A 26354-nucleotide genomic window follows, 5' to 3' on the forward strand; every position below is an offset into this window, starting at 1 on the left:
TCCATTGAACTAGTAAATTATACACTCATATGCAATAGTAAAAAGAGACTTAATTAGATAATCTACTTAAGTCTCTTTTAAATATAGTGTAGTCGTTAAATACTATTTATTAGCTTTCTCAACCCTAATAGTTTTTCCTTTTATTGTACCATTTTTAAGGGATTTTAACACTAAATCACCCTTTCCATTCATAATATCTACATGTGAAAAACTATCTTGAATATCTATAATACCTATGTCATCAGAACTAACTCCTTCTATATTGCAAATAGTACCTACAATATCCAGAGTCCTTATTTTTTTCTTTTTTCCTGCGCTGATATACATTTTCATTATATCACTATTAAAATTTGATAATTTAGTCTTTTTAATAATAGGTTTAGCATCATGTTTTTCATAAAATGCTATCCTAAAAGGCTCTGAATCTTCCTTTGTTGGAATTGACCCTTTTGGTATATCCATACCAATATACTGTTCTATGGCTTGCAAGAATCTATTTTCATTATGAGTAACGAAAGTTATAGCCTTTCCTTTTTTTCCAGCACGCCCAGTTCTACCTATTCTATGTACATAATTACCTCTTTCAAGTGGTAAATCATAATTTATAATATGAGTTATGTTTTCAACATCTATTCCCCTTGCAGCAACATCTGTAGCCACTAAGAATCTAAATTCACCTTTTCTAAATCTTTCCATAGCATCTAATCTATCATTTTGAATCATACCTCCATGTATCTTAATACATGAATAATGACGGTTCTTCATTTGAACAGTAATTTCGTCAACATTTTCTTTTGTTCTGCAAAATACAATGCAGGAATCTGGATTTTCAATATAAAGCAATCTCTTTAGTAAACTGAACTTTTTATCCTCATCTACCTCATAACATATTTGATCGATTTTCTCAACTGTTAACTTTTCAGGATTTATTTCTACTTTAACAGGGTTAACCATATATTGCTTACAAATTGCTTCAATAGACTCCGGTATTGTTGCTGAAAATAACATAGTAACTCTGTTTTTAGGGACAGCCTTGATAACCTCTTCCACTTGTTCTATAAAGCCCATGCTAAGCATTTCATCTGCTTCATCTAATATTAGGTATTTTATCTTTTCCAAATTAATAGTACCTCTTTCAATATGGTCTAGAGTTCTTCCTGGTGTACCTACTACTACATGTACTCTTTGCTTAAGTTGTTTCTTTTGCATTTCTATTGGTTGCTTACCGAAAACAGCTATTGCTCTAATCTTTTTATATCTTCCTATATTTGTTATATCTTGACTTACTTGAAGTGCTAGTTCTCTAGTAGGTGTTAATACTAAAGCTTGTGGCTCAGTTTCCCCTACATCAGCACTTTCGCAAAGAGGTATAGCGAATGCAGCTGTTTTTCCACTACCAGTTTGTGATTTTACTATAATATCTCTGCCTTCAAGAGCTATAGGTATTACAGCTGCTTGTACATCTGAAGGTTTTTTATATTCTAAATTCTTAATTGCTTTTAATATTTCCTCACTGATTTTAAATTCCTCAAATTTCATGTTACTCATTTTAACTTCCTCTCTTGTTTCATATATAATTTTAAGTATACCTTAAATGAATTTTTAGCTCATAAGTCTATATTATACCATGATTAAGACTACAATTCATATTATAATTTTAAAAATACTGTAAATTTATTTATTTAACAGTGATATATTCTAATGCAATTCTAATCTTCTACTAATAATTCTTTAATTCTGGGGTCTTATAATAAAGACATAGAAAACAAATAAACAGCTACAGTGACATAAAATTGTTATCTACTAAATTAAAAAGGGAGGAATAAATATGTCAATAGATTTAGAACAAATTGATGAATTAAGAAAAAGAGCAAATGTAAGTTATGAGGATGCTAAAAATGCCTTAGAGCAAAATGAGGGTAATCTCATTGAATCCTTAATATATCTTGAAAAACAAAAGAAAATTAAGCCAGATGAAAAACCTTGTACTAATAACACATTTTTTAAAAATATAAAATCACTTATAAAAAAAGGCAATGAAACAAAATTAATAATTAAAAAAAACGATAATGTGGTTTTAAATATCTGCGTAACATTAGCTTTTATTATATCTATATCAGCTGCCCCCATAGTAATTGTAGGATTAATACTCGCAATAATAACTAATCACAAAATAAGAATTGTAAAGAAAAACAATGAGGATTCCCAGGTGAACAAAATCTTTGATAAAGTGTCTGTTGTTGTTAATAAGGTAACTACAAAAATTAACGAGGAGCTAAAAACTGAGTAAAACTTATAACAACCTACATTTTGCTAATGTAGGTTGTTTTTTTTAAAAAAAATTTATTACATAAGTCTGATTGTCTGCAATTATATTCAAAATAATATATAATAATACTATTATCATAAAATTAATATAATATGTTTTGGAGGTATAGTTATATATGAATGAACAAAAAATTTTAATAATTGAAGATGAGGTAAAAATAGCACGATTTCTTGAACTCGAGCTAAAGTATGAAGGTTATATAGTTTCACAAAGCCATGATGGACGTGAGGGTTTAGATAAGGCTATGAATGAAGTCTTTGATCTTATACTTCTTGATATTATGTTGCCTTCTTTAAATGGTCTAGAAGTGTTAAGAAGACTAAGGCAAGTATCAGATATCCCCATCATAATGCTTACAGCGAAAGATGAGATAATGGACAAAGTTACTGGCCTTGACATAGGTGCAAATGATTATATGACTAAACCTTTTGCGATTGAAGAATTACTTGCAAGAATAAGAACAGCATTAAAAAAGAACACGCAAGTAAATAAAAGTTCAAATATATTATCTGTTGGAGAGCTAATCATAGACTTGGATCAACATATGGTTAGTTTTAATAACAACTCTATAGATCTAACTAAGACAGAATTTGATTTACTTAAATTACTAGTAGATAATAAAAATATTGTACTTACAAGAAACAAAATTATAGATATAGTATGGGGATATGAGTATATGGGTGATACTAATGTAGTAGATGTATACATAAGATATTTAAGAAGTAAAATAGATGATAGATTTAGCAAGAAATTTATTTATACAGTGCGAGGGGTGGGATATCTTTTAAAAGATGAATAATTTACGATTTATCTTTAAAATTATAATAAAATGCTTCAGATTACTCTTAAGAATGCTCGTAATAATATTAAACTTTACACCAAAATTATTAAGAAAATTAGTTTACACAATTCATAAGAGACTAAGGTTTTCAATTAGTTTTAAGATGACTGCAGTGTATACTTTCATTTTTTCTAGTACACTATTTATATTAAGTGTTAGTTTAATTATTGGATTTAGGTTTTTTTTAATTAATGAAGCAAAAAGCGACCTTACTAAATATAGCACAGTAGCTATTAATTATGCAAAATCAGACAAAGGTCTTCAAAGTTTTAATTATAGTGCTTTTGCTAATATAGAATATGTTACCTTGAATGTATTTGATGAGAATGAAAATCTTGTTTATTCCAGTCAAAACGATAAAAAGGATATATCTTTCCATAAGGATACCAAAGCTAGCCCAGTAATCACTGACCTAAACCAAGAACTTATTTTTGTTACCACTAAACTTAAACTTAATAATAAAATCTTTTTCATTCAAACTTCTAAAACTTTAAATAAAGAAAATGAATATTTGGCTATTTTCGCAGCAATTATTTTTGTTGTAAATGTATTTTCTTTAATTATTACATTAGGTTTTGGTTCTAGAGCTAGTAAAAAAATGCTTTTACCTATAAAAAATATGACAAAAGCAACAAGGGCTATTTCAATTAATGCTTTGGAAAAAAGGCTAAATGTTAGTACTTCTCACGATGAATTAAAGCAACTAGCAGAAACTTTTAATGAGATGCTAAATCGGATTCAAAATTCCTATGAAATGCAAAATCAATTCGTATCAGATGCATCTCACGAACTTAGAACACCTATTGCAGTTATACAAGGTTATGCTAATATGTTATACCGTTGGGGAAAAGATGACAAAGCAGTACTCGACGAATCAATTACAGCTATTAAAAGTGAGTCCTACAATATGCAGCAACTAGTAGAAAAGCTTCTTTTCCTTGCAAGAAGTGATAAGAAAACACAAAAAGTATATAAGGAAAATTTTTGTATAAATGAATTAATAAATGAAATCATCAAGGAGACTAAACTAATTGACGCAAATCATGAAATTTCAAGTGACATTAATGAAGAGTTATCTATTTATGCAGATAAAAATTTATTAAAACAAGCATTACGAATTTTCATTGACAATAGTATTAAGTATACCCCCATTGGCGGAACTATTAAATTAAATAGTTATATCAAAAATAGTAATTTAACAATTGAAATTATAGATACAGGCATTGGTATCGCGAAAAACGATCTTCCCCATATTTTCACTAGATTTTATAGGTGTGATAAATCAAGAGCAAAAGAAAGTGGTGGAACAGGCCTTGGTCTATCTATCTCAAAATGGATCATAGGCAAACATAATGGATCAATTCTAGTAGAAAGCGAACTTGAAATGGGCACAAAAATAACTATTGGGCTTCCAATGGAAAATAAATAATATTCATACTTTAAGATTTTTTTAACTTTTCTTCAATAAACCTCCCCCACTATGCAAATATTTATTCAATTATGTGTATATTGTTTTACATACACTATAGTTATGTGATATGATTAAATTTGGGTTCGTTCTTAAATCTATTTAGATATTATATTTATTTAATAAAGTATTCTTAAGAATCATTTAAAATATTGTATTTGTTTTTACATTATGGAGATTAATAGGAAACTATCTCGCCAGTAAGTTTTCTGACCTTTACTCAATATTTAACATACAATATTTGTAAATTAACTTTATTATAGATAATATGATAGCCATAAGATTATACAAATTAAAGTATATTTTAATTTATAGAATAGATTTTGATATGATAGTACTACAATTTAAATGTATTGATGAATATTAGTTATTAGAAATATTTTAATTTTTATTCAACGGTATAACTATATTATATGAGGAGTGATATTATGCAAATAAGATTAGGATATGTGGCTACAGCATTAAAATCAGCTAAAATAACTTCCGCAAGCACTGTAACTTTTTCTACATATACAAAACAATCGACTGATAGGGATAAGCTTGAAAAGCTACAAAAGGTAGCAGTTTCAAATGTTAATGATTTGCATAAAATTCTGGAATACACTGTAAAAAATGATGTCCACTTTTATAGAATAACTTCTGCTTTAATACCTTTAGCAATACATCCAGAAGTTACTAATTGGGAGTTTAGAAGAATTTTAAAAATGGATTTTGAATGGCTCGGAAATTATATTAACAATAATAATTTAAGGGTAGATACTCATCCAGATGAATCTAATGTTATAAACAGTTCTAAGGAAGAAGTAATAAAAAGCACTATAAAAAGTTTACAGTTTCATGCAAATCTTTTTAAAGATATTAATTATCCTTTAGGAAAAATGGTATTACATATTGGAGGTAAGGAAGGCGGAAAACTTGCTGCTACAGAAAGATTCTTTAAGAATTTTAATAACTTACCAAAAGAAATAACAGATATGCTAATATTTGAAAATGATGACAAAAGTTTTACTACAAAAGAAGTATTAAATATCTGCCAAGAAATAAAGGCACCTATGGTACTAGATGTACATCATCACAACTGTAACAATGGCGGTGACGACCTAGAACCTATGTTAAAAGATATATTCGCCACTTGGGAAGGTCAACCTTTACCACCTAAGGTACATTTTTCTAGTCCAAAAACTGGAGAAAAAGATAAAAAACACGCTGATAACCTTGATGCAGCATCATTCATTGAATTTATTGAGAAATGCATTCCTTTAGGAATAGATTTTGATGTACTAATAGAAGCAAAATTAGCCGATGTGGCTTTCTTCCAACTTCTAGAAGATGTAAAAGTATTTAAACCAGAATGGACTTGGCTTGATAAAACTACTATAGAATTTCAATAAAACACTGCTACAAAAGAGAAGAGTTTAGCAATATTTCCATTGCTAAACTCTTTTCTTTTATGTAAAACTACTTATAATGCATTTAAATATATAATATAAAAGAGGAATAAATATTGCTGGAAGCATGTTACCAACTTTTATTCTTTTAATATCAAGCATATTTGCACCGATTGCTACAATTAATAATCCCCCAACAGCAGACATTTCATTTACAACAGATGTTATTAAAAATTGTTTCATAAGAGAAGCTGTTAAAGTTATAATCCCCTGATATACAAATACTGAAATCGCAGAAAAACATACTCCAACACCTAATGTTGATGAAAAAATAATTGCAAATATACCATCTAACAAAGATTTAGCATAAAGTATATTATAATTTTTAGAAAGACCACTCTCAAGTGAGCCCATTATAGACATTGCACCTACGCAAAATACCAAACTTGCTGTTACAAAGCCATTTGCTATTCCACTCTGACTTGATACTTTACTTTCCAGTAAAGCTCCAATGTTTTCAATACCTTTCTCAATTTTTATTATTTCACCAATAAGAGTTCCAAGCGTTACACTAATGATTAGTAATAATATGTTATTTACCTGTAATGCACCTTTTAATCCAATAAGTATTACACATAACCCTAGACCTTTCATAATTGTTTCAGTATATGTATCAGAAATTTTATTTTTAAATGATGAACCTATAAATCCGCCAATTATTATTGATAATGAATTTACAATTGTGCCTAACATAATTATTCGCCTCCTTATTTTTACTACATTTACAGTTATTATAAACTTAAAAAAATATATTTACAATTACTAATTTAAATGTTATAATTTTTGTAATCTTATAGAATTTAATGACTTGTCAAAGTAAAGTTATTAATTATATTATAAATTCACTGAACAGGAAGAGTAATTAAAGTAATGCAATTTCAGAGAGCTGAGGATAGTGTAATCTCAGTATTGATAACTTTAGTGAATGGACCTGCTAGAAGTAACCCGAACTCAAATTCTGAGTGTAGTAGTTACCGGATGCCCACTGTTAAAAGGGCTAGAGTATTTTAGTACTCGAAATATAAAATATGCTTATTTTTCAGCATAATTTAGGTGGTATAGCGAATATCCTTCGCCCTAATATAGGGCGGAGGTTTTTTTTATTTTAATAATTAATATAAAGGTGGTGATCAATTTGATGTGCTGAAAGATACTAGCTTCTGAAATAATATTAAAACAAATAAATCTTAATTATTTTGAAAAGGGGATGCTTTTTATGAAAACAAATAAAATAATAATAACCTCTCTATTACTGGCAATAGGTCTTATATTGCATCAAATTACACCAGGTATATTTTTAGGTATGAAACCAGATTTATTATTGGTATTTATGATTTTATCCATAACAATTACAAAAGATTTTAAAATTGCGTTAATAACAGGGATAGTTGCCGGTGTTTTATGCGCTTTAACCACCACTTTCCCAGGCGGGCAACTTCCTAGCATTATAGATAAAACAATTACTTCAATAATTGTATATTTTATATATAAAAGCCTAAAATCTAATTCATCGCTTAAATTATCAAGTATTTATTTTCTTGGAACTATAGTAAGTGGTAGTATTTTTTTAAGCTCAGCTCTCTTTCTATTTGGGTTACCTGCACCCTTTTTAGCACTCTTTGTATCAATAGTACTTCCTACGTCTGTATTTAATTGTTTTGTCGGATTTTCTATTCATAAACTTATTGCAACAAACCCAGCATTAAAAAGTAAATTTATAAATTTTTAACTCTAAAAAATATGCTATAAAAATATTAAAGAGTCAAGCTCTATTATAGAGCTTGACTCTTTAATTAACCAATCTAGCTTTGTTCAGGATAATACTCCTTAAATGCTTCATCATAATCTTCTGGTTTGTTAAATTCCTGAACTTCACTTATAAAAGTTTTCGTATCTCCATTTTTCTTCTCAACATATTGTTTTTCTTTACTTACTTTTTTATTATTATCATTCTCCAAAATAACATCTCCTCTTACCTATTTTGGATACAAAATATTTATTGTATCTCTTGCATATAGTATTTGCAAAAACTAAAAATATATATCCTCAAATCATTTTCAAAAAAATAATTATAATTTTACTCAAAAAAAAATGAGCAATTATAAACACTAAACGTGATTATGATTGCTCATTATATTTTTTATTATTAGTCTCTCAAAATTAAACAGAAAAATAGGAACGAGTAATTACAATAGATATTTTGAAGAATAATTAAATTCTTCTATTATAAAGACCGAAGTCTCTATATCTACTCCCTAGAAAGGAGGTGATCCAGCCGCAGGTTCTCCTACGGCTACCTTGTTACGACTTCACCCCAATCATCGATCCCACCTTCGGCCGCTGGCTCCTTACGGTTACCTCACGGACTTCGGGTGTTACCAACTCTCATGGTGTGACGGGCGGTGTGTACAAGGCCCGGGAACGTATTCACCGCGACATGCTGATTCGCGATTACTAGCAACTCCGGCTTCATGTAGGCGAGTTGCAGCCTACAATCCGAACTGGGATGAGTTTTTGAGTTTGGCTCCACCTTGCGGTCTTGCATCTCTTTGTACTCACCATTGTAGCACGTGTGTAGCCCTAGACATAAGGGGCATGATGATTTGACGTCATCCCCACCTTCCTCCCGGTTAACCCGGGCAGTCTCACTAGAGTGCTCAACTTAATGGTAGCAACTAATGATAAGGGTTGCGCTCGTTGCGGGACTTAACCCAACATCTCACGACACGAGCTGACGACAACCATGCACCACCTGTCACCTTGTCCCGAAGGACTTCACTCATCTCTGAGTTATGCAAGGGATGTCAAGTCTAGGTAAGGTTCTTCGCGTTGCTTCGAATTAAACCACATGCTCCGCTGCTTGTGCGGGCCCCCGTCAATTCCTTTGAGTTTTAATCTTGCGATCGTACTCCCCAGGCGGAATACTTAATGTGTTAACGGCGGCACCGAGGTTCGACCCCCGACACCTAGTATTCATCGTTTACGGCGTGGACTACCAGGGTATCTAATCCTGTTTGCTCCCCACGCTTTCATGCCTCAGCGTCAGTTACAGTCCAGTAAGTCGCCTTCGCCACTGGTGTTCTTCCTAATCTCTACGCATTTCACCGCTACACTAGGAATTCCACTTACCTCTCCTGCACTCTAGACACCCAGTTTCAAATGCAGCACCCAAGTTAAGCTCGGGTATTTCACATCTGACTTAAATGTCCGCCTACGCATCCTTTACGCCCAGTAAATCCGGACAACGCTTGCCACCTACGTATTACCGCGGCTGCTGGCACGTAGTTAGCCGTGGCTTCCTCCTCTGGTACCGTCATTATCGTCCCAGAAGACAGAACTTTACAACCCGAAGGCCTTCATCATTCACGCGGCGTTGCTGCGTCAGGGTTTCCCCCATTGCGCAATATTCCCCACTGCTGCCTCCCGTAGGAGTCTGGACCGTGTCTCAGTTCCAATGTGGCCGATCACCCTCTCAGGTCGGCTACGCATCGTTGCCTTGGTGGGCCTTTACCTCACCAACTAGCTAATGCGCCGCGGGTCCATCTCAAAGTGAAATTCCGAAAAATTCCTTTGATGTTAAGATCATGCGATCAAAACATATTATGCGGTATTAATCTCCCTTTCGGGAGGCTATTCCCCTCTTTGAGGCAGGTTACCCACGTGTTACTCACCCGTCCGCCGCTAATTGATCCCGAAGGATCGCATCGCTCGACTTGCATGTGTTAGGCACGCCGCCAGCGTTCGTCCTGAGCCAGGATCAAACTCTCAATTTAAAAGTTTACACTTTTTTAGTTGAAATAATTAATCTGCGCCAACTGTTAAGTTGGTACGCAAGCTCATTACATACTTTTTAGTCTTACGACTAAAATATTACTTTTATTAAAGTAATTGACTGGTTAAAATAAAATATTATTTTATTTCTTTACCTATTTTTCTGTTTAATTTTCAAAGACCGATAAAAACTATATATATTCGTCACTATGTGACTACTTTCTAAAGTATATCAGCTAACTTTATTCATGTCAATACTTTTTTGTTTCTAACACTAAATTATATTTAGACAATAAAAAGGAGCTATTACTAGCTTCTTTTTATGCCATATATTTATTGTTTTTAAAGTCCTAATATAGCAACCACTTTTTCCTTATCAAATCCAATCATTTCTTGTCCATTAATATCTATTACTGGTACTGATCTATATCCTTTTTTTATAAGCGCTTTTTTTGCTTCTAAATTTTCAGAAATATTATGCTCTGTATATTCAATGTTATTTTCTTCGAAAAATTCCTTAGCTAAATGACAAAATCCGCAACTATTACTTGTATAAATTTCAACTTTGTTCATGTATAATCTCCCCTTAAGTTTTATTATTTCCAATTTAATTGTATACAATTAAATCTAATTTCATATTATCATTTTTCGCAAGTTAAGTCAATATTATTCTTGTCTAATATTATTACTTCGAATTTTGAAGAATTATTTAACTAGTATTCCTCTAAATTGCTAATTTATTAAAATATTTTCTTTATTTTATATTTACATATATTTTATATAATATTATGATAGTCTTAACACTATACGTTAGTGACAAAATACTTTATAATTGTTTTGTACTTTAAAGAGGTTAAGCATAAATATTAGGAGGTAGCAACTAATGATTAATTTATTGGAAATAATAAATAGAGCTAAAATTGAACATAACTTAAGTAAACTAGAAATCATTGATATTTTAAAAAACAATGATATGAACCAAGAATTGTTTAATGCGGCAGACGAAGTTCGAAAAAAATATGTGAGTGACGATGTTCATCTTCGTGGGCTTATTGAATTTACCAATATATGCAAGAACAACTGCCTTTACTGTGGACTCAGGCGAGATAATAAAAATTTAGTTAAATATAGATTAACACATGAACAAATTTTAGACTTTGCAACTAAGGCTAAATCTTTTGGCTATAAAACAATTGTACTTCAAGGTGGAGAAGATGATTATTATACCGTGAACAAAATCATCAAAATAATAAAAGATATCAAGGCTTTAGGTTTAGCTTTAACTTTAAGTCTAGGCGAAAAAACTTATGATGAGTATAAAGCCTTTAAAGATGCTGGTGCTGATAGATATCTTTTAAGAATTGAGACAACTGATAAGAAACTTTATGAAGAGCTAGATCCTGGCATGAGTCACGAGTACAGACTTAATTGTTTAAAGAACCTAAAAAAATTAGGTTATGAAGTAGGTACAGGCGTTATGGTTGGTCTCCCAAATCAAACCATAGAATCATATGCGGATGACATATTGTTTTTCAAAGAAATTAATGCTGACATGTTAGGAATAGGTCCTTTCATTCCTAATGAAGATACACCACTTGCAAATTGCCATGGTCGTGAGCTAATTATGGCCCTTAAAGTTATGGCTATAACACGTTTGCTTCTACCAGATATTAACATACCTGCAACAACTGCTATGGAGTCTTTAAATAAAAATGGAAGGCTGATGGCACTTCAAAGTGGTGCTAATGTAGTTATGCCTAATGTTACAGAAGGTGAATACAGAAAATATTATGCACTATACCCTGGTAAAATTTGTACTGGAGATACTCCCTCTCATTGTAGGGGATGCATAACCGGTAAAATTAACAGTATTGGAAGAACCGTTTCGACTAATTATGGATTTCGAGGAAATAAAAACAACAAATGATTTTATAACATAAAAAAGAGCCCTATAGGCTCTTTTCTTAACGAAAAGTATGTTTTGCTTCTTTAATTGGTTTATTATTAACTGCTTCACCTTGAGCATCCTTAATTCCCGGTTTATTATGTTTCTTATTTAGATCATGCTGTATATTCATTTTTGTAGCTTTATTGGGCATTAAAAACTCCCCCCTTTCTATTAGTAGATTAAGCCAGAAAGTTAATGTTTATTCGCAACTTCTGCTATTTTAAATTTATCCATATTACAGTATGAATTTCTGTACTATTTCATCTAACTTAGCTACAATCTTCTCAAAGTTATCAGCAGTATTTGATATATCCTCCATAGCACTTGTTTGCTCTTCCATAGATGCAGATATCTCCTGGGTTGAAGCTGCAGATTCTTCAGACACTGCAGACATTCCTTCTATAGATAACAATACCTTATCTTTATTTTTATCTACCTTGTTAATATTTGAAACCAAAGTATCTATTTGAGTAATCATATTAATAATAGATTTTTCTATGATATTAAATGATTTTTGTGATAAATCCATCGATAAATTTGCCTCTTTATTAATATTTACTCCCTTATTTATATTCATTGTTACATTACTGATTTCTCCTTGAATTTCACCGATCATATTTGTAATTTCACTTGTGGCTTCTTCAGTCTTTTCTGCTAGTTTTCTTACTTCATCAGCTACTACTGCAAATCCTTTTCCAGCTTCACCAGCTCTAGCGGCTTCAATTGCAGCATTTAATGCCAAAAGATTTGTTTGTTCTGCTACCTCTTTTATAGTATTTATAATTTTTCCGATAGAGTTTGATTTATTTTGAAGTGTAGATATATTTTCTACGACTTCTTCATTTGAATTGCTACTTTCCTTGAATTTTTCAGTAAGTAACTTCATAGAGCTAAGACCTTGTGCATTAACTAACTTAGTTTCGTTAGAATAATCTTTTAATAACCCTGAACTATTTACAGCAGTACTAATTTCGAGTGTAAGACTTGTAAGTTCATTTGCACCACTTTGCGCATCTTGCACTTGGTTTGTAGCTCCTTTTGCTAATTCCTCAATTGCCACAGATACAGCTTCTATAGATTGAACAGTCTCATTAGTAACCAGTGCCATAGTTTTTGAATATTGAAGAACCTCTATGGAATTTTCTTTTAAATCAACAATTATTTCTCTTAGTGCACTTCGTAAATCAATGACAGATTTTGCAATAATCCCTGTTTCATCTTTATATTTTAAAATTAATTCAAAATTTTTATCATACGATAAATCAAGTTTCGCTGTTTTATCCACAAGCTTACTTATCTTTAAAATAGGATTTGATATTTTCTTACTAAAATAAAAGGATATAAATATTGATAATCCAATAACAGCAACTGCTAAAATAATAAAATTAGTTACACTATTTATAAAAGCTTTGAGTAGAATAGCCTTTTCAGTCCCAACAAATTTGTCAATGTCATCAACATAGTTTCCTGTACCTATAACCCAATTAAAGTCTTTAAAAGCCTTACTATAGCTTCTCTTTGGAGCTGCAACTTTTTCCCCTTTTTTAGCAAACCAATAATCTGTATATCCACCGTTCTCTTTTAAACCATTTGCAATAATTTCTTTAATTATGCTTTTACCTTTTACATCCTTTAAATCATATCTGTTTTTACCTTCTGATGCACCACCAAGAAGCACAATATTGTCTCCATCAACTGTATCTACCCAAAAATAACCTCCATCGCCATATTTCATCTCACGTATTAAATCTGCGCCGAGTTTTTTAGCTTCTATCAAACTTATTTCTCCGGATTGATATTTTTTATCAATGCCTCCTAGCATTGTTATTACATTTTCAACTTGATATTTAATTTTTTCATCATAATCTTTCCTAACTGTAGTGTCTATTGTCGATATAGTGTTTTTACTCAAGACTGACATTCTGTACGTCGCAAATCCTCCAATTAAAAGTGCAGTTAATAATACAACTGAAACATTTAGCGCAATTATCTTAGTACTTATTTTTTTCATTATATTCACTCCATTCTTTATAATAATTATGGTGATTATTTTATAATAACAACGTTTACACTATTTATCGTGTTTTTTCTGCAAATCTTAATAGATATTATATTTATATCGATATCATATTCAAAAAAAAATAATCTAATAATAAATTACATTAAAATAGCTTCAACATTTTTAATGGTTAGTAACTGATACAATAAAAAGGGAAAGAACTACTTAAATTAAGTAGCTCTTTCCCTTTTTATTTTCTTTTATTTTCTTATATTTTCTTATGTAGTAACGTTATGATTTTACGTAGCTCTAAAGCAGTAATTTGACCAGGTGCAGAACTTTTCTTAGCAGCAGCAAATGTTAACGCTGAACCAAATAATTCACCTGATAATCTACTAATAATCCCTTTTTGTGCCATTGATATTGATATAATTGGGCCATTTGCATATTTTTCATTCATAATACGAGTTGCATCTAAAAGCGTAATCACATCCGCGGCGCAAGTAGGCATTACTGCAATTTTAGGAATATCTCCACCTAATTCTTGGGCCTTACATAACCTTGATATAATTTCCTCTTTTTCTGGTGTTTTTTCAAAATCATGATTAGATATAATAACAAATATGCCGTTTTTATGAGCTATATTTACTAATTCTAATACATCTTTCTCATCACTTAATAACTCAACATCTATAACTTCAACAAGTTTTGACGTGACAATTGCTTTATTTAAAGCGAAATAAAATTCTGTAGTAACTTCTTTCTGGCCACCCTCTTTAGCTGTGCGAAAAGTAAATATAATTGGTTTTTCACCTAGTACTGCTCGAATGCCCTGTAATGCTTTTTTTACATTATCTATATTGGCAACGTCTTTAAAAAAATCTACACGCCATTCTAACACATCAAAATCGATATCTTTTAAAATTTCTGCTTCCCCTAAAAGTTCTGAAATAGTTTCTCCTACCATTGGAATACAAATTTTAGGTAGCCCCTCACCAATTGTAACTTTTTTAAGCTTAACTATTTTTTTCATTTGAGCACCCTTATTATTTATTTTATTTTTTTATATAAATTAATCTCTGATTTTTTTTCTATTAAATCTGCAAATTTAGGTACAATAGAAGTAAAATGTGTTGATGCGTTATGACTCTTAATTATATCCTCATTTTCCCACTCTTCAATGAATGTAAATATATTGTTATCATTAGCATCTTGATATAAAGTATAAGATACATTTCCTTTTTCTTTTCTGCTTTCATTAATAAGTTTTTCTGCTAAATTTTTAAATTCCTCTGTTTTTCCCTGCTTTATTGAATTTTTTGCAACTATAGTAATCATATAATTTCTCCTTTTTATAATTTATTTAATAAACTTTTATATTACAGAATTATACTACTTGTCCTCTTTTTTACCGTTTCTACAAAGATGCTATAACATTATAAACTCCATGGTCATTATTACTTTCTGCAATAAAGTTCGCATGCTTTTTTACATCTTCAGGTGCGTTTTTCATTGCATAACTGTAATGAGCAGCTTTAAACATAGCCAAATCATTATAGTAATCACCAAAAACCATTGTGTTTTTTTGATCTATTTCAAATTTTTCTTGAAGTATTTTTATAGCGCTTCCTTTACTTATACCTTTATTCATTATATCTATCCACTTATCCCCAGATACAACAAATTCAAGTTTCTCATGCAATTTTTCTTTTAGAAGATTTACTATAGACAAATTTACTCCATCTGCCATATAATAAGTAATCTTATATATGGGACTTTTTAATTTACTAAATGATTCTAGTTTTACCACAGGAACATCAACTGCTGTAAGTTCGTTAAAAATAACTTCTGATGGATTTACTACAAATGCCTCATTTTCTCCAGCTAAAAATACTTCTTCTCCGAGCTTTGGATTTAAATTTATTACGTGCTCTATTTCTTCTTTAGCAATATTACTTGAATATATGGTCTTTCCTTTGTTATTATACTTAACAAGAGCCCCATTATGAGCAATAAATATCATATCTGTATTTACCTTTTTAAAATTTATGCTCAGTTGTGAATAAAATCTACCACTTGCTGCTGCAAATTGTATATCCTTCTTTTTTAAATCACGTATCAAATCAAATATTTTTTCATCTATATTCCCTTTATCATTTAATAATGTACCATCCATATCAGTTGCAATGAGTTTTATAATAAGTATTTCCCTCCCTTATAATGTTAAATAAGCAAATTTAAGAACAAATTTTATTTACTAGTAAAAATGAGCTATAAATGAATTAATATTCATTTATTGCCCATAAATTTGTTTCAATTTTCATTAAAATATACCTGAGTTATACCATTACTTTGCATATATTGTTTGTAAATTCTACTGGATCACTAATTGGTAATCCCTCAATTAGTAGAGCTTGATTATACAATATATTAGTATATAGATCTAATTTATCTTTGTCAGTGTCAAAGCAACCTTTAAGTACTTTAAACATATCATTATTTATATTTATTTCAAGTACCTTGTCTGCTTTAACATTTTCATTGTTAGGCATAGAATTTAATGTTTTCTCCATTTCTATTGTGAGTTCACCATCGTTTGATAAACACACTGGGTAATTTTTAAGTCTTTTTGATGCACGAACATCCTTAACCTTACCAGACAAAGTAGTTTTCATATATTCAAACAACTCTTTATTTTCCTTATCATCAGCAACAGATGGTTTTTCCTTTTCTTCAACCTCTATTCCTAAATCACCACTTGATACTGATTTAAATTCTTTTTCTTTGTATTTAGATATCATTTTAACAGCAAACTCATCTACCTCATCTGTGAAGTATAAAATTTCGAATCCTTTATCTGATACCATTTCTATTTGTGGTAATTTCTCAATCCTATCGTTCGTTTCACCTGAAGCATAATAAATATATTTTTGATCTTCTGGCATTCTAGAAACATATTCATCTAAAGTAACATTCTTTTTCTCTTTTGATGAATAAAACAGTAACAAATCTTGCAAAGTGTCTTTATTACTACCATAATCGGAGTAAATACCATACTTTAATTGTCTTCCGAATGATTTATAAAATATTTCATATTTTTCTCTTTCATTTTTAAGTAAAGTATCTAACTCACTTTTTATTTTACTTTTAATGTTTTTAGCTATTAATTGAAGTTGTCTATCATGTTGTAATACTTCTCTTGATATGTTAAGTGATAAGTCCTCTGAATCTACTATCCCTTTTACAAAACTAAAATAGTCAGGCAATAAGTCTGCACACTTGTTCATAATTAAGACACCGTTTGAGTAAAGCTCTAGGCCTTTTTCATATTCTTTTGTGTAGAAATCATATGGTGTTTTTTCTGGAATATATAAAATAGAATTATAACTTATAACACCATCAACACTTATATGAATGTGAGTTAGTGGTTTATCAAAACCATAATGCTTTTCAGCATAAAAGTTATTATAATCTTCATCAGTTAATTCGCTTTTATTTTTTCTCCATAAAGGAACCATACTGTTTACAGTCTTTTCTTCAACAAAATCTTCGTATTCTGTTTCACTACCTTCTTTAAGTTTTGAATTACTTACATTCATTTTAATTGGGTACCTAATGAAATCTGAATATTTCTTTATGATAGATTTCAATCCATTTTCATCAAGAAATTCATCAAAATTATCATCTTCTGTGTTCTCTTTTATTTTAAGTGTAATTTCTGTACCAACAGAATCTTTATCGCAAGGTTCTATAGTATACCCATCTGCACCTGTAGATTCCCACTTATAAGCTTTATCGCTACCAAAAGCTTTACTTATAACAGTAATATTATCAGCTACCATAAATGCGGAATAAAATCCAACACCAAATTGTCCAATTATATCATAACCATCTTTTATTTCATTTTCTTTTTTAAATGCTAAAGATCCACTTTTAGCTATAACACCTAGATTATCAGTTAGTTCTTTTTCAGTCATTCCAATACCAGTGTCAGAAATTTTTACTACTCTATTTTCTTTTTCACTCGCTATAGTAATGTAATATTTATCTTTCTCAAAAGTTAATGTATCATCCGCTAACGTCTTATAATAAATTTTATCAATAGCATCACTAGCATTAGATACAAGTTCTCTTAAAAATATATCTCTATGAGTATATATTGAGTTTACCATCATATCTAGAATTCTCTTAGATTCTGTTTTAAATTGCTTTTTTTCCATTTAAAATTTCCCCTTTCATACCAAATCTTTTTAATTTTACATTTTGTTAGCACTCTATGCTTCTGAGTGCTAAGGATAGTTCTAAAATACACCTTTTTTTATGATTTGTCAATGTTTCACTCTATACTTTTTTATAATTTAAAGCGGTGAATCTAATACCAACATGATTTTACTCTGCTGGTATTAGTAAGTCTTTCTCAACTATATGGTTAATTAACCATTCATTTAAAAAAGTTAGTATTTTCATTATAGCTTCATCTTGATTATTATCAATATCATTTAAATTAACCTCATCTATTTTTTTGATGAAAAATGCATGGTCTATTTTTTGTGTAAATAATCTTTTATAATTTATGCTAATCATATACTCTTCCTCAGCATTAAAATGATATATTGTATATGCTTTTAATTCTTCAATTACCGCTACTATTTTATCATATTTATCTGTATCATATTTATCTATTAGTAATTGATAAGCTCTTTCTCCTATTTCAAACAGTTTTTCATGCTCCACATTAATTTTAGGAATTTTTGTCATGTATTTTTCCTTCATTTCAAACATTAATTAATTTCCCCCTCAAATTTTGATATTACAGCTTGTCTTTCGCACTAAAATTAAATTCATATATCTATATTACTTTGTTTTAATTTATTTTACAAGAATAATTTACCTAATATTCTATTTACATACCATTATTTTCTTATCCTACATTACCTCATTAAAGCCCCTTACTTATTTTACTTTTTCGCTATTTCACCTTTCAAAAAAGCTCTTCTTCTACGGTACTCAATAATAGGTGTATCTCCTTGAATAAGATTTTCATTCATTGTTAGTTCAGATTTTATAGGAATTTGAGTTAAAACAACCCTCCGATCTTGATGAAGTATATATTTATTACTAAAAGTACTCATTCCATTAACTATTTGTTTTAATATAGGTAGTTTCATGAATTTTAGATAAAATCTAAGATATATATGAGTATGATCCTCATCAATAGGTGCAAATATTGCAACTATTTTAATATCCTTACTAATAATATTTTGCCAAATATTTGGCATTTGTAACTGAAGACTAAATAGTTTTTTATAGTTCTTTATTTCATTTGGCTTTAGAGGCTTCGTTTTTCCGTCATCCACTACATTGTTTACATAAAAAGTCATTTAGTTTATTTACCATATAATTATTACATTAATACTTTTTGTTTTCAAATAATTATTATTAATTAAATATTATCATATTTTATTAATTTAATAAAGATATTTTAAACTAATTAAATTACAAAGTATTAGTTGACAAGCATTAATTAACACTGTATTATATTAAATAATATCAATGAGCAGAAATAGTAGATAAGGGAATTTAGTTTAAGCGAACCTGGATTAGTGAAAGCTGGGTACTGTAGCCGTTATTGAATGGGTCTGTGAGATGTGATGCGAACTAGTAGTAGCATTAACCGGGGTGTCTACCGTTACATGGACAGGGCAATCGAGAAATCTGTGCCTGACAAAGATAATTATTTAGGTGGTATAACGAAATTTTGCATTTCGTCCTTTAGTAGGATGAAGTGTTTTTATTTTTTTATAACTAAATAACTAATATGGGTGGCACCGCGGTCACTTCGTCCCATTATACGGATGAAGTGTTTTTTGTTGTACAAAAAAATAAAGGGGTGATGATAATATGGTTAATTTAACTCAGAAAGAATTTGAAGATAAAAAATCTTTGAACGTAATTTTTCCAATGTTCACTAAAATCAACGGTGATGAACTTACACCAGTAAATATTTATTACAAACTAAAAGGAAAATATAAATTTCTACTCGAAAGTGCTTCATCTTCTAAAGAAGAATCTAGGTACTCATTTATGGGAAGTGATCCATACATGATATTAAGTAGCCGAGGTGAAAATGTAAATATAACTAAAGGAAATGAAATGAAAGAAAAAACTGGTAAGATATTAGATTTTGCAGAGGGGCATCTACTTAAACAATATGATAAGAATGACTTAGAACTACCTTTTATCGGAGGTGCAATTGGTTATATTGGTTATGATGTAATAAGACAATATGAAAAATTACCAGATAATAATCCAGACGAATTAAATTTACCAGAGACCTGTTTGCTTTTTTATAAAGAATTTATATGCTTTGATCATTTTAAAAATACATTAATGTTAATTCATAATGTGTTTCCAGAGGAAGATGAGGATTATGATACTGTTTTAAGTAGGCTAAATATTATGAAAGCAATGGTAAGTGGCGAAAACGTACATCATAAATTAATTGAAAATTCACAAAATAAAGAATTGATTTCTAATTATAAAAAAGAGGATTTTTGTAAACTTGTTGATAAAGCAAAAGATTATATAACATCAGGTGATATTTTTCAAGTAGTCTTATCTCAAAGATTTAAGGTTAAAAATAGCATAGACCCCTTTGAAGTATATAGGAAACTACGCCGTAGCAACCCGTCCCCTTATATGTTTTATATAGATTTTGAAGATTTTAAGTTAGCTGGTGCATCACCTGAGAGTTTAGTTAAAGTTAAAGGTAATTTGGTAATGACTAATCCTATTGCAGGAACAAGGCCTCGTGGTAAGACTGTAAAAGAAGATGAACTATTAAAAGAGGAATTGTTAAAAGATGAGAAGGAACTTGCAGAACATTTAATGCTTGTGGATCTTGGTAGAAATGATATAGGAAAAATAAGTGAATTTGGCTCTGTAAAGTTAGATAAATTTATGGAAGTTGAAGCCTTCTCCCACGTAATGCATATATGTTCAAAGGTGTCAGGTACTTTAAAAAAAGAATTAAATTGCTTTGATGCACTTAAATCTTGTTTACCTGTAGGAACAGTCTCAGGTGCCCCTAAGATAAGGGCTATGGAAATCATTGATGAATTAGAGAATACAAGACGTGGTATATATTCAGGCGCCATTGGTTATTTCTCATATGGTGGCGACATGGATACTTGCATAGCCATAAGGACAATAGTATTTAAGGATGATTTTGCTTATGTTCAAGGCGGTGCAGGAATTGTATATGACTCAGTACCAGAGACAGAACACACTGAAACCATGAATAAAACTATGGCATTAATGGAGGTATTGTAATGATTTTAATAATAGATAATTATGATTCCTTTACTTATAATTTATATCAATATGTAGGTGAATTGTATAAAGACGTAAAAGTTTTAAGAAATGACGAATTTACAATAAAAGAATTAAAAAAACTACCGATAGAAGGTATTATTATTTCTCCTGGACCGGGCAGGCCAGAAAATGCAGGATTAAGTGTTGAAGTAATAAGAGCTTTCGAAGGCATTATACCAATTCTTGGCATTTGTTTAGGACATCAAGCTATAGGTTATGCCTATGGCTCAAAAGTTATAAAGGCACCGGAAATAATGCATGGGAAAACCTCTATCATTAGCCATAATGGAAAAGGATTGTTTAAAGGTTTAAAAAACAATCTAAAAATAATGAGGTATCATTCTTTAATTGTAGAGAAAGCTACTTTGCCAAAAGATTTAGAAATTACTGCCCAAACAAAAGATGGATTAATAATGGCTATAAAGCATAATAATTTTCAGATATATGGGCTTCAGTTTCATCCCGAATCTATATTTAGTGAAGGAGGAAAAGAAATAATAAAAAATTTTGTGGAGGTGATTTGTAATGTTAAAGATGGTGCTAAGTAAAATTATACAAAATCAAAATTTAACGCAGAAAGAAGCTTATGATTTTATGAATGGGATAATGAAGGGAGAAGCAACTCCTGCTCAAATAGGAGGATTCCTTGTTGGATTAAGGATGAAAGGTGAAACAATCGATGAAATTACAGGTTGTGCAAAAGCTATGAGGGATAACGCAAAACATGTAAATCTAATTAGCGATTATGCAATTGACACCTGTGGCACTGGTGGTGACGGAGGTAAAACTTTTAATATATCTACCGCTTGCGCAATAATTGCCTCCTCTGGCGGGGTAAAAGTAGCTAAACATGGTAATCGTGCAGTCTCTAGTCAAAGCGGAAGTGCGGATGTACTAGCGCAGCTTGGGATCAATATAAATATAGACCCAAGTCTTGCTGCAAACTTAATTGAGGAAAAAGGTATGGCTTTTCTATTTGCTCAAAACTACCATTCAGCTATGAAAAATGCAGCATCACCAAGGCGTGAAATAGGAACTAGAACTATTTTCAATATTTTAGGACCATTAACAAATCCAGCTTTTATACGTGGACAGACCCTTGGTATTTTCAGTAAAGACCTAACGAATCCAGTTGCCAAGGTTTTAAGAAATCTTGGATCAGAGAGGGCCCTTGTAGTTCATGGAGAAGATGGACTAGACGAAATAACCACTACAGGTTTTACTTATGTCAGCGAATTAAAAGATGGAATTGTAACTGATTATAAAATATATCCAGAAGAATTTGGCATTAAAAGAACAATACTTGAAAATATAGTTGGAGGCAGCGCTAAGGATAATGCAGGTATTATTCTAAATGTTTTAAAAGGGAAAAAAGGACCTCAAAGAGATATTGTAGTAATAAATGCAGCTGCAGCTTTATATATTGGCAAAAAGTGTGAAACTATAAAAGATGGAGTATTACTCGCTGAAGAATTAATAAACTCAGGTAAAGCTCTAATGAAGCTTGAGGAGCTAAGATTATCATGAATATATTAGATGAAATAGTCAAAAATAAAATACTTCAGATTGAAGATGAAAAGATTCAAAAACCATTGAAAAATCTGATTAATATAAAACACAGAGTAATAAGAGATTTTGGAGGAGCACTTAATAAAAATGGCCTATCTATTATAGCTGAAGTTAAAAAAGCTTCTCCATCCAAGGGTCTTATTGATCCAGATTTTGACCCTATTAAGACTGCTTTAAACTATGAAAAATATGGTGTTGATGCTATCTCAGTTCTAACTGAGAAAAAATATTTCTTAGGAGATGATAAAAATGTTCTTTTGGTTAAAGAAAATACATCTATGCCCATACTAAGGAAAGATTTTATTATAGATAAATATCAAATATATCAATCTGTTGCCCTTGGTGCTGATGCTATTCTACTAATTGCTACTGTTCTTAAGGATAAACTTAAATCTTATTTTGAAATTGCAACCTCTTTAGGGCTTCATTGTTTGGTAGAAGTCCATAATAGCTTTGAAATAGAACTTGCCCTTGAATGTGGCTCAAAAATAATAGGTATAAACAATAGAGATTTAAGTAATTTCAATGTTGATATTCATACTACTGAGAAGCTAATGAAGTATATACCAAATGATAAAATTGTAGTGTCTGAGAGCGGAATAAGTTCAATAAGTGATGTTTTGTATTTAAAATCAATCGGAGCAAGCGCAGTACTTATCGGGGAATCCTTTATGAGAAACCCGGATAGTGTTGAAACCTTCCTTAATGCCTGCCATGACTAAAATTAAAATTTGTGGAATCAGAAGACATTGCGACATAGAGTATCTTAACGATCTGCTCCCAGAATATGTTGGATTTGTTTTTGCTAAAAGCAAACGGCAAGTAGACTGCGAGTATGCATGTAAATTAATAGAAAATTTGAGTAAAAATATTCAAAAAGTTGGCGTTTTTGTTGATGAAGATCCATCAGTTGTGATAGATATTGCAGAAAAATTACATCTTGATGTTCTCCAGTTTCATGGCCATGAAAACCAAGAATATATAAATAAGTTTAAAGGATATGAAATTTGGAAAGCGCTTAAAATTAATAACATTGAAAGTATTTCCGAAATAGGCCACTACAAATGTGCAAAATTTCTTTTAGATAATAGCACTTCTGGTTCCGGAGAAAGCTTTAATTGGAACCTTGCTTATAAAAAAGTTGATGGGAATACCATTATGCTAGCTGGTGGATTAACTAGTGAAAATGTTAAGCAAGGGATTACAACATTAAACCCTTATGGGGTTGATGTATCAAGTGGTGTAGAAACAGATGGATTTAAGGATTATGAAAAAATAAAAGAATTTATTAAGAAAGTGAGGAATTTATAATGAAAGGTAGATTTGGAGAATACGGTGGTCAATATGCCCCCGAAACAGTAATGAATGCAATTATAATACTAGAGGAAGAATATGAAAAAGCTAAAGTGGATCCTGAGTTCATAGCTAAATACAAATATTATCTTAAGAACTATGCCGGTCGTGAAACTCCATTATATTATGCAGAGCATCTCACAAAAAAATTAGGTGGGGCAAAAATATATTTAAAGAGAGAAGATTTAAACCATACAGGAGCTCATAAAATTAATAATGCACTAGGACAGATACTACTTGCAATAAGAATGGGAAAGAAACGAATAATAGCCGAAACCGGCGCAGGCCAACACGGAGTTGCAACAGCTACTGTAGCTGCAATGTTCGGACTTGAGTGTGAAGTATTCATGGGCGAGGAAGATATACAAAGACAATCTCTAAATGTATTTAAAATGAAGATGTTAGGTGCTAAGGTTACCTCAGTTACTACTGGTACAGGCACATTAAAAGATGCTGTTAATGAAGCTATGAAAGATTGGGTCAGTAATGTGGAAGATACTTTTTATGTTATAGGATCTACCATGGGATTACATCCATATCCAACAATGGTTCGTGACTTCCAAAGGGTTATTGGAGATGAAGCTAGAAGGCAGATATTAGATTGCGAAGATAGATTACCTGATTATATAATAGCATGCGTTGGTGGAGGGAGTAATGCTATGGGCATATTCTACCCTTTCATCGAGGATAAAGATGTAAAACTTATTGGGGTTGAAGCAGCAGGCAAAGGGCTAAATACAAATCAACATGCAGCAACTATCACTAAAGGTACTGTAGGTATAATTCACGGAATGAAAACATATGTACTTCAAGATGAAGACGGTCAAATAATGCCTGTTTATTCAATATCCGCAGGTCTTGATTATCCTGGAATAGGACCTGAACATGCTCATCTTCATGACATACATCGTGCTCAATATTTTAGTGCTACAGATGACGAGGCCGTAAATGCCTTTATGGAACTCACAAAAATCGAAGGAATAATTCCGGCTATAGAAAGTTCTCATGCAGTTGCCTATGCAATGAAACTGGCACCAACACTTCCAAAAGATAAAATAATTATTATTAATCTTTCAGGACGTGGCGACAAAGATATAAATACAATAGCGCAAATTATGGGGGTAAAGTTATGAATAGAATAGTTGAGAAATTTAATTATCTTAAATCAAAAAACGAAAAAGCATTTATACCTTTTATAACTGGTGGAGATCCAGATTTAGATACAACCTTAGAATTAGTTCTAACTCTTGAAAAAGCTGGTGCTGATATAATAGAGATTGGAGTTCCATATTCTGATCCTATGGCAGATGGACCAGTAATACAGGCATCCTCTACTAGGTCATTAGCTCATGGAACTAAAATAAAATCTATTATGGAAAAGGTTCACGAGATAAGAGAAAAGACGCAAATTCCACTAGTATATCTACTTTATTATAATTCAATATTTAAATATGGTGATGTTGCGTTTTTTAAGAAATGCAAGGAAGTTGGTATTGATGGATTGATAATTCCTGATCTTCCACTGGAGGAGAGAGCTGAAGTAATAGAAATTGCAGATAAATATGATATATGCATAATACCAATGGTTGCTCCAACATCGAAATCAAGAATTAAAGCTATAACTACTCTTGGAAAAGGTTTTGTATATTGTGTCTCCGTAAACGGGGTTACAGGAACAAGGCAAAAACTTAATACAGACATTAAAGAGTATATGGATTTAGTTTCTACGTATACGGATATGCCTAAAGGACTTGGTTTTGGAATATCAAATGCTGAAATGGCAAAGGCATACGCCCCTTATTGTGAAGCCATTATTGTTGGAAGTGCAATAATTAAATTGGTTGCTGAGGGTGGCTCGCGAAAGGAAATATTAAAAAGAGTATACGACTTTGCACTAGGTATAAAAAATGCAATAAATTAAACAAGATGTAATCCATATAACATGTCTCCGTTTTGACTTGAAATAAGAGTTTGAAACGTGAAATTTGATTAAGAAATTCTAATATTTTGAAAATATAAAATCCTCTAACACTCACATTCGGCTTTCAGCCGGTTCGCTAGCCTTCCTTCCAGGAAGTCTCACGAGAATTTTATATTAGCAAAATAAGAATTTCTAAATCGAATTACAATGTTTCTACACTTCTTATTTCTAGTAACTATGGAGAAATTTCATACTTTCATGCAATCATTCAAAATACAAGGTCACATAGAAATCATTATTAATTAAACATAATGGTTTCTATGTGACTAATTT

25 protein-coding genes, 1 rRNA gene and 2 other annotated features are annotated in these 26354 nt (G+C 30.8%); of the genes, 13 read left to right on the top strand and 13 right to left on the bottom strand.

The window, feature by feature from the left end:
- Window positions 1-102: 102 nt before the first annotated feature.
- On the bottom strand, window positions 103-1548 hold the full coding sequence (locus LL038_RS06505) for a DEAD/DEAH box helicase (RefSeq protein WP_216126065.1): 1446 nt from the start codon (window positions 1546-1548) through the stop codon (window positions 103-105).
- 280 nt (window positions 1549-1828) lie between these two features.
- On the opposite strand from LL038_RS06505, the gene LL038_RS06510 reads away from it, so the two are divergent.
- From LL038_RS06510 to uvsE, 4 genes are all read left to right on the top strand, one after another.
- Complete coding sequence (locus LL038_RS06510; RefSeq protein WP_216126068.1) at window positions 1829-2290, top strand: DUF4342 domain-containing protein; 462 nt, start codon at window positions 1829-1831, stop codon at window positions 2288-2290.
- Window positions 2291-2444: 154 nt separating this feature from the next.
- Window positions 2445-3128 carry a response regulator transcription factor gene (locus LL038_RS06515; RefSeq protein ID WP_216126070.1) on the top strand — a complete coding sequence of 228 codons (684 nt, stop codon included), beginning with the start codon at window positions 2445-2447 and terminating at the stop codon, window positions 3126-3128.
- 145 nt (window positions 3129-3273) lie between these two features.
- The gene (locus tag LL038_RS06520) at window positions 3274-4599 is read left to right on the top strand and encodes a sensor histidine kinase (RefSeq protein ID WP_253200339.1); all 1326 of its coding nucleotides are present in this window, start codon (window positions 3274-3276) and stop codon (window positions 4597-4599) included.
- Between the two features lie 467 nt (window positions 4600-5066).
- Window positions 5067-6029, top strand: coding sequence for a UV DNA damage repair endonuclease UvsE (gene uvsE / locus LL038_RS06525; protein WP_071612792.1), 963 nt, complete (start codon window positions 5067-5069; stop codon window positions 6027-6029).
- Between the two features lie 57 nt (window positions 6030-6086).
- Here the strand turns inward: uvsE and LL038_RS06530 are convergent, their stop codons facing one another.
- On the bottom strand, window positions 6087-6779 hold the full coding sequence (locus LL038_RS06530) for a DUF554 domain-containing protein (RefSeq protein ID WP_216126074.1): 693 nt from the start codon (window positions 6777-6779) through the stop codon (window positions 6087-6089).
- Between the two features lie 143 nt (window positions 6780-6922).
- Window positions 6923-7169 (top strand) — a binding site (T-box leader).
- A 133-nt stretch (window positions 7170-7302) separates the two neighbouring features.
- On the opposite strand from LL038_RS06530, the gene LL038_RS06535 reads away from it, so the two are divergent.
- Window positions 7303-7815, top strand: coding sequence for a tryptophan transporter (locus LL038_RS06535; protein ID WP_171298901.1), 513 nt, complete (start codon window positions 7303-7305; stop codon window positions 7813-7815).
- 73 nt (window positions 7816-7888) lie between these two features.
- On the opposite strand, the gene LL038_RS06540 is transcribed toward LL038_RS06535, so the two are convergent.
- The 3 genes from LL038_RS06540 to LL038_RS06550 form a co-directional block, all read right to left on the bottom strand.
- Window positions 7889-8044: a hypothetical protein gene (locus LL038_RS06540; protein ID WP_216126076.1), complete on the bottom strand. Its 156-nt coding sequence runs from the start codon at window positions 8042-8044 to the stop codon at window positions 7889-7891.
- Between the two features lie 301 nt (window positions 8045-8345).
- Window positions 8346-9859: ribosomal RNA gene (locus LL038_RS06545) — 16S ribosomal RNA — on the bottom strand.
- 340 nt (window positions 9860-10199) lie between these two features.
- Window positions 10200-10430 (bottom strand): glutaredoxin family protein, encoded by a 231-nt coding sequence (locus LL038_RS06550; protein WP_216126079.1) that lies wholly within the window; start codon window positions 10428-10430, stop codon window positions 10200-10202.
- Between the two features lie 310 nt (window positions 10431-10740).
- Here LL038_RS06550 and hydE point away from each other — a divergent pair, with 310 nt between their 5' ends.
- Window positions 10741-11784, top strand: coding sequence for a [FeFe] hydrogenase H-cluster radical SAM maturase HydE (gene hydE / locus LL038_RS06555; protein ID WP_216126080.1), 1044 nt, complete (start codon window positions 10741-10743; stop codon window positions 11782-11784).
- Window positions 11785-11821: 37 nt separating this feature from the next.
- Here hydE and LL038_RS06560 read toward each other — a convergent pair whose 3' ends face one another.
- The 8 genes from LL038_RS06560 to LL038_RS06595 form a co-directional block, all read right to left on the bottom strand.
- On the bottom strand, window positions 11822-11956 hold the full coding sequence (locus LL038_RS06560) for a hypothetical protein (RefSeq protein WP_257786571.1): 135 nt from the start codon (window positions 11954-11956) through the stop codon (window positions 11822-11824).
- Between the two features lie 84 nt (window positions 11957-12040).
- Window positions 12041-13816, bottom strand: coding sequence for a methyl-accepting chemotaxis protein (locus LL038_RS06565; RefSeq protein ID WP_216126081.1), 1776 nt, complete (start codon window positions 13814-13816; stop codon window positions 12041-12043).
- Between the two features lie 256 nt (window positions 13817-14072).
- Window positions 14073-14837, bottom strand: coding sequence for a type I 3-dehydroquinate dehydratase (gene aroD, locus LL038_RS06570; protein ID WP_216126082.1), 765 nt, complete (start codon window positions 14835-14837; stop codon window positions 14073-14075).
- 17 nt (window positions 14838-14854) lie between these two features.
- Window positions 14855-15142 carry a putative quinol monooxygenase gene (locus LL038_RS06575; protein WP_216126083.1) on the bottom strand — a complete coding sequence of 96 codons (288 nt, stop codon included), beginning with the start codon at window positions 15140-15142 and terminating at the stop codon, window positions 14855-14857.
- Between the two features lie 79 nt (window positions 15143-15221).
- Window positions 15222-16004, bottom strand: coding sequence for a Cof-type HAD-IIB family hydrolase (locus LL038_RS06580; RefSeq protein WP_216126185.1), 783 nt, complete (start codon window positions 16002-16004; stop codon window positions 15222-15224).
- 139 nt (window positions 16005-16143) lie between these two features.
- Window positions 16144-18024 carry a molecular chaperone HtpG gene (htpG, locus tag LL038_RS06585; protein ID WP_216126085.1) on the bottom strand — a complete coding sequence of 627 codons (1881 nt, stop codon included), beginning with the start codon at window positions 18022-18024 and terminating at the stop codon, window positions 16144-16146.
- Between the two features lie 169 nt (window positions 18025-18193).
- A complete protein-coding gene (locus tag LL038_RS06590) occupies window positions 18194-18586 on the bottom strand; it encodes a bacteriohemerythrin (RefSeq protein ID WP_216126088.1) in 393 nt (130 codons plus the stop codon).
- Window positions 18587-18762: 176 nt separating this feature from the next.
- Window positions 18763-19185 carry a hypothetical protein gene (locus tag LL038_RS06595; RefSeq protein ID WP_216126090.1) on the bottom strand — a complete coding sequence of 141 codons (423 nt, stop codon included), beginning with the start codon at window positions 19183-19185 and terminating at the stop codon, window positions 18763-18765.
- 163 nt (window positions 19186-19348) lie between these two features.
- Window positions 19349-19654 (top strand) — a binding site (T-box leader).
- A 51-nt stretch (window positions 19655-19705) separates the two neighbouring features.
- Between LL038_RS06595 and trpE the strand changes: the two genes are divergently transcribed.
- Genes trpE through trpA form a run of 7 tightly spaced genes read left to right on the top strand, consistent with a single transcriptional unit; the run spans window position 19706 to window position 26021 of the window.
- Window positions 19706-21136 carry an anthranilate synthase component I gene (gene trpE, locus LL038_RS06600; RefSeq protein WP_216126092.1) on the top strand — a complete coding sequence of 477 codons (1431 nt, stop codon included), beginning with the start codon at window positions 19706-19708 and terminating at the stop codon, window positions 21134-21136.
- Window positions 21136-21726: an anthranilate synthase component II gene (locus tag LL038_RS06605; protein ID WP_216126094.1), complete on the top strand. Its 591-nt coding sequence runs from the start codon at window positions 21136-21138 to the stop codon at window positions 21724-21726. The genes trpE and LL038_RS06605 overlap by 1 nt, the downstream gene beginning before the upstream one ends.
- On the top strand, window positions 21704-22705 hold the full coding sequence (gene trpD / locus LL038_RS06610; RefSeq protein ID WP_216126096.1) for an anthranilate phosphoribosyltransferase: 1002 nt from the start codon (window positions 21704-21706) through the stop codon (window positions 22703-22705). Before LL038_RS06605 ends, trpD begins: the two co-directional genes overlap by 23 nt.
- The gene (gene trpC, locus LL038_RS06615; protein WP_216126098.1) at window positions 22702-23469 is read left to right on the top strand and encodes an indole-3-glycerol phosphate synthase TrpC; all 768 of its coding nucleotides are present in this window, start codon (window positions 22702-22704) and stop codon (window positions 23467-23469) included. Before trpD ends, trpC begins: the two co-directional genes overlap by 4 nt.
- Window positions 23462-24058 carry a phosphoribosylanthranilate isomerase gene (locus LL038_RS06620; RefSeq protein WP_216126100.1) on the top strand — a complete coding sequence of 199 codons (597 nt, stop codon included), beginning with the start codon at window positions 23462-23464 and terminating at the stop codon, window positions 24056-24058. The genes trpC and LL038_RS06620 overlap by 8 nt, the downstream gene beginning before the upstream one ends.
- Window positions 24058-25233, top strand: a complete 1176-nt coding sequence (gene trpB, locus LL038_RS06625; RefSeq protein ID WP_216126102.1) for a tryptophan synthase subunit beta — start codon at window positions 24058-24060, stop codon at window positions 25231-25233. Before LL038_RS06620 ends, trpB begins: the two co-directional genes overlap by 1 nt.
- A complete protein-coding gene (gene trpA / locus LL038_RS06630; protein ID WP_216126104.1) occupies window positions 25230-26021 on the top strand; it encodes a tryptophan synthase subunit alpha in 792 nt (263 codons plus the stop codon). The genes trpB and trpA overlap by 4 nt, the downstream gene beginning before the upstream one ends.
- Window positions 26022-26354 lie beyond the last annotated feature (333 nt).

The organism is Clostridium estertheticum (assembly GCF_026650985.1).
GTDB classification, from domain to species: Bacteria; Bacillota; Clostridia; order Clostridiales; family Clostridiaceae; genus Clostridium_AD; species Clostridium_AD estertheticum_C.

Excerpts from the sequence above, each read along its gene's own strand:
- htpG (WP_216126085.1), bottom strand. The coding sequence starts at position 18,024 with ATGGAAAAAAAGCAATTTAAAACAGAATCTAAGAGAATTCTAGATATG.
- LL038_RS06510 (WP_216126068.1), top strand. The coding sequence starts at position 1,829 with ATGTCAATAGATTTAGAACAAATTGATGAATTAAGAAAAAGAGCAAAT.
- trpE (WP_216126092.1), top strand. The coding sequence starts at position 19,706 with ATGGTTAATTTAACTCAGAAAGAATTTGAAGATAAAAAATCTTTGAAC.
- LL038_RS06520 (WP_253200339.1), top strand. The coding sequence starts at position 3,274 with ATGACTGCAGTGTATACTTTCATTTTTTCTAGTACACTATTTATATTA.
- trpC (WP_216126098.1), top strand. The coding sequence starts at position 22,702 with ATGAATATATTAGATGAAATAGTCAAAAATAAAATACTTCAGATTGAA.
- uvsE (WP_071612792.1), top strand. The coding sequence starts at position 5,067 with ATGCAAATAAGATTAGGATATGTGGCTACAGCATTAAAATCAGCTAAA.
- LL038_RS06550 (WP_216126079.1), bottom strand. The coding sequence starts at position 10,430 with ATGAACAAAGTTGAAATTTATACAAGTAATAGTTGCGGATTTTGTCAT.
- LL038_RS06575 (WP_216126083.1), bottom strand. The coding sequence starts at position 15,142 with ATGATTACTATAGTTGCAAAAAATTCAATAAAGCAGGGAAAAACAGAG.
- LL038_RS06535 (WP_171298901.1), top strand. The coding sequence starts at position 7,303 with ATGAAAACAAATAAAATAATAATAACCTCTCTATTACTGGCAATAGGT.
- hydE (WP_216126080.1), top strand. The coding sequence starts at position 10,741 with ATGATTAATTTATTGGAAATAATAAATAGAGCTAAAATTGAACATAAC.
- LL038_RS06605 (WP_216126094.1), top strand. The coding sequence starts at position 21,136 with ATGATTTTAATAATAGATAATTATGATTCCTTTACTTATAATTTATAT.
- LL038_RS06560 (WP_257786571.1), bottom strand. The coding sequence starts at position 11,956 with ATGCCCAATAAAGCTACAAAAATGAATATACAGCATGATCTAAATAAG.
- trpD (WP_216126096.1), top strand. The coding sequence starts at position 21,704 with ATGTTAAAGATGGTGCTAAGTAAAATTATACAAAATCAAAATTTAACG.
- LL038_RS06620 (WP_216126100.1), top strand. The coding sequence starts at position 23,462 with ATGACTAAAATTAAAATTTGTGGAATCAGAAGACATTGCGACATAGAG.
- trpA (WP_216126104.1), top strand. The coding sequence starts at position 25,230 with ATGAATAGAATAGTTGAGAAATTTAATTATCTTAAATCAAAAAACGAA.
- LL038_RS06565 (WP_216126081.1), bottom strand. The coding sequence starts at position 13,816 with ATGAAAAAAATAAGTACTAAGATAATTGCGCTAAATGTTTCAGTTGTA.
- LL038_RS06590 (WP_216126088.1), bottom strand. The coding sequence starts at position 18,586 with ATGTTTGAAATGAAGGAAAAATACATGACAAAAATTCCTAAAATTAAT.
- LL038_RS06505 (WP_216126065.1), bottom strand. The coding sequence starts at position 1,548 with ATGAGTAACATGAAATTTGAGGAATTTAAAATCAGTGAGGAAATATTA.
- aroD (WP_216126082.1), bottom strand. The coding sequence starts at position 14,837 with ATGAAAAAAATAGTTAAGCTTAAAAAAGTTACAATTGGTGAGGGGCTA.
- LL038_RS06515 (WP_216126070.1), top strand. The coding sequence starts at position 2,445 with ATGAATGAACAAAAAATTTTAATAATTGAAGATGAGGTAAAAATAGCA.
- LL038_RS06595 (WP_216126090.1), bottom strand. The coding sequence starts at position 19,185 with ATGACTTTTTATGTAAACAATGTAGTGGATGACGGAAAAACGAAGCCT.
- trpB (WP_216126102.1), top strand. The coding sequence starts at position 24,058 with ATGAAAGGTAGATTTGGAGAATACGGTGGTCAATATGCCCCCGAAACA.
- LL038_RS06530 (WP_216126074.1), bottom strand. The coding sequence starts at position 6,779 with ATGTTAGGCACAATTGTAAATTCATTATCAATAATAATTGGCGGATTT.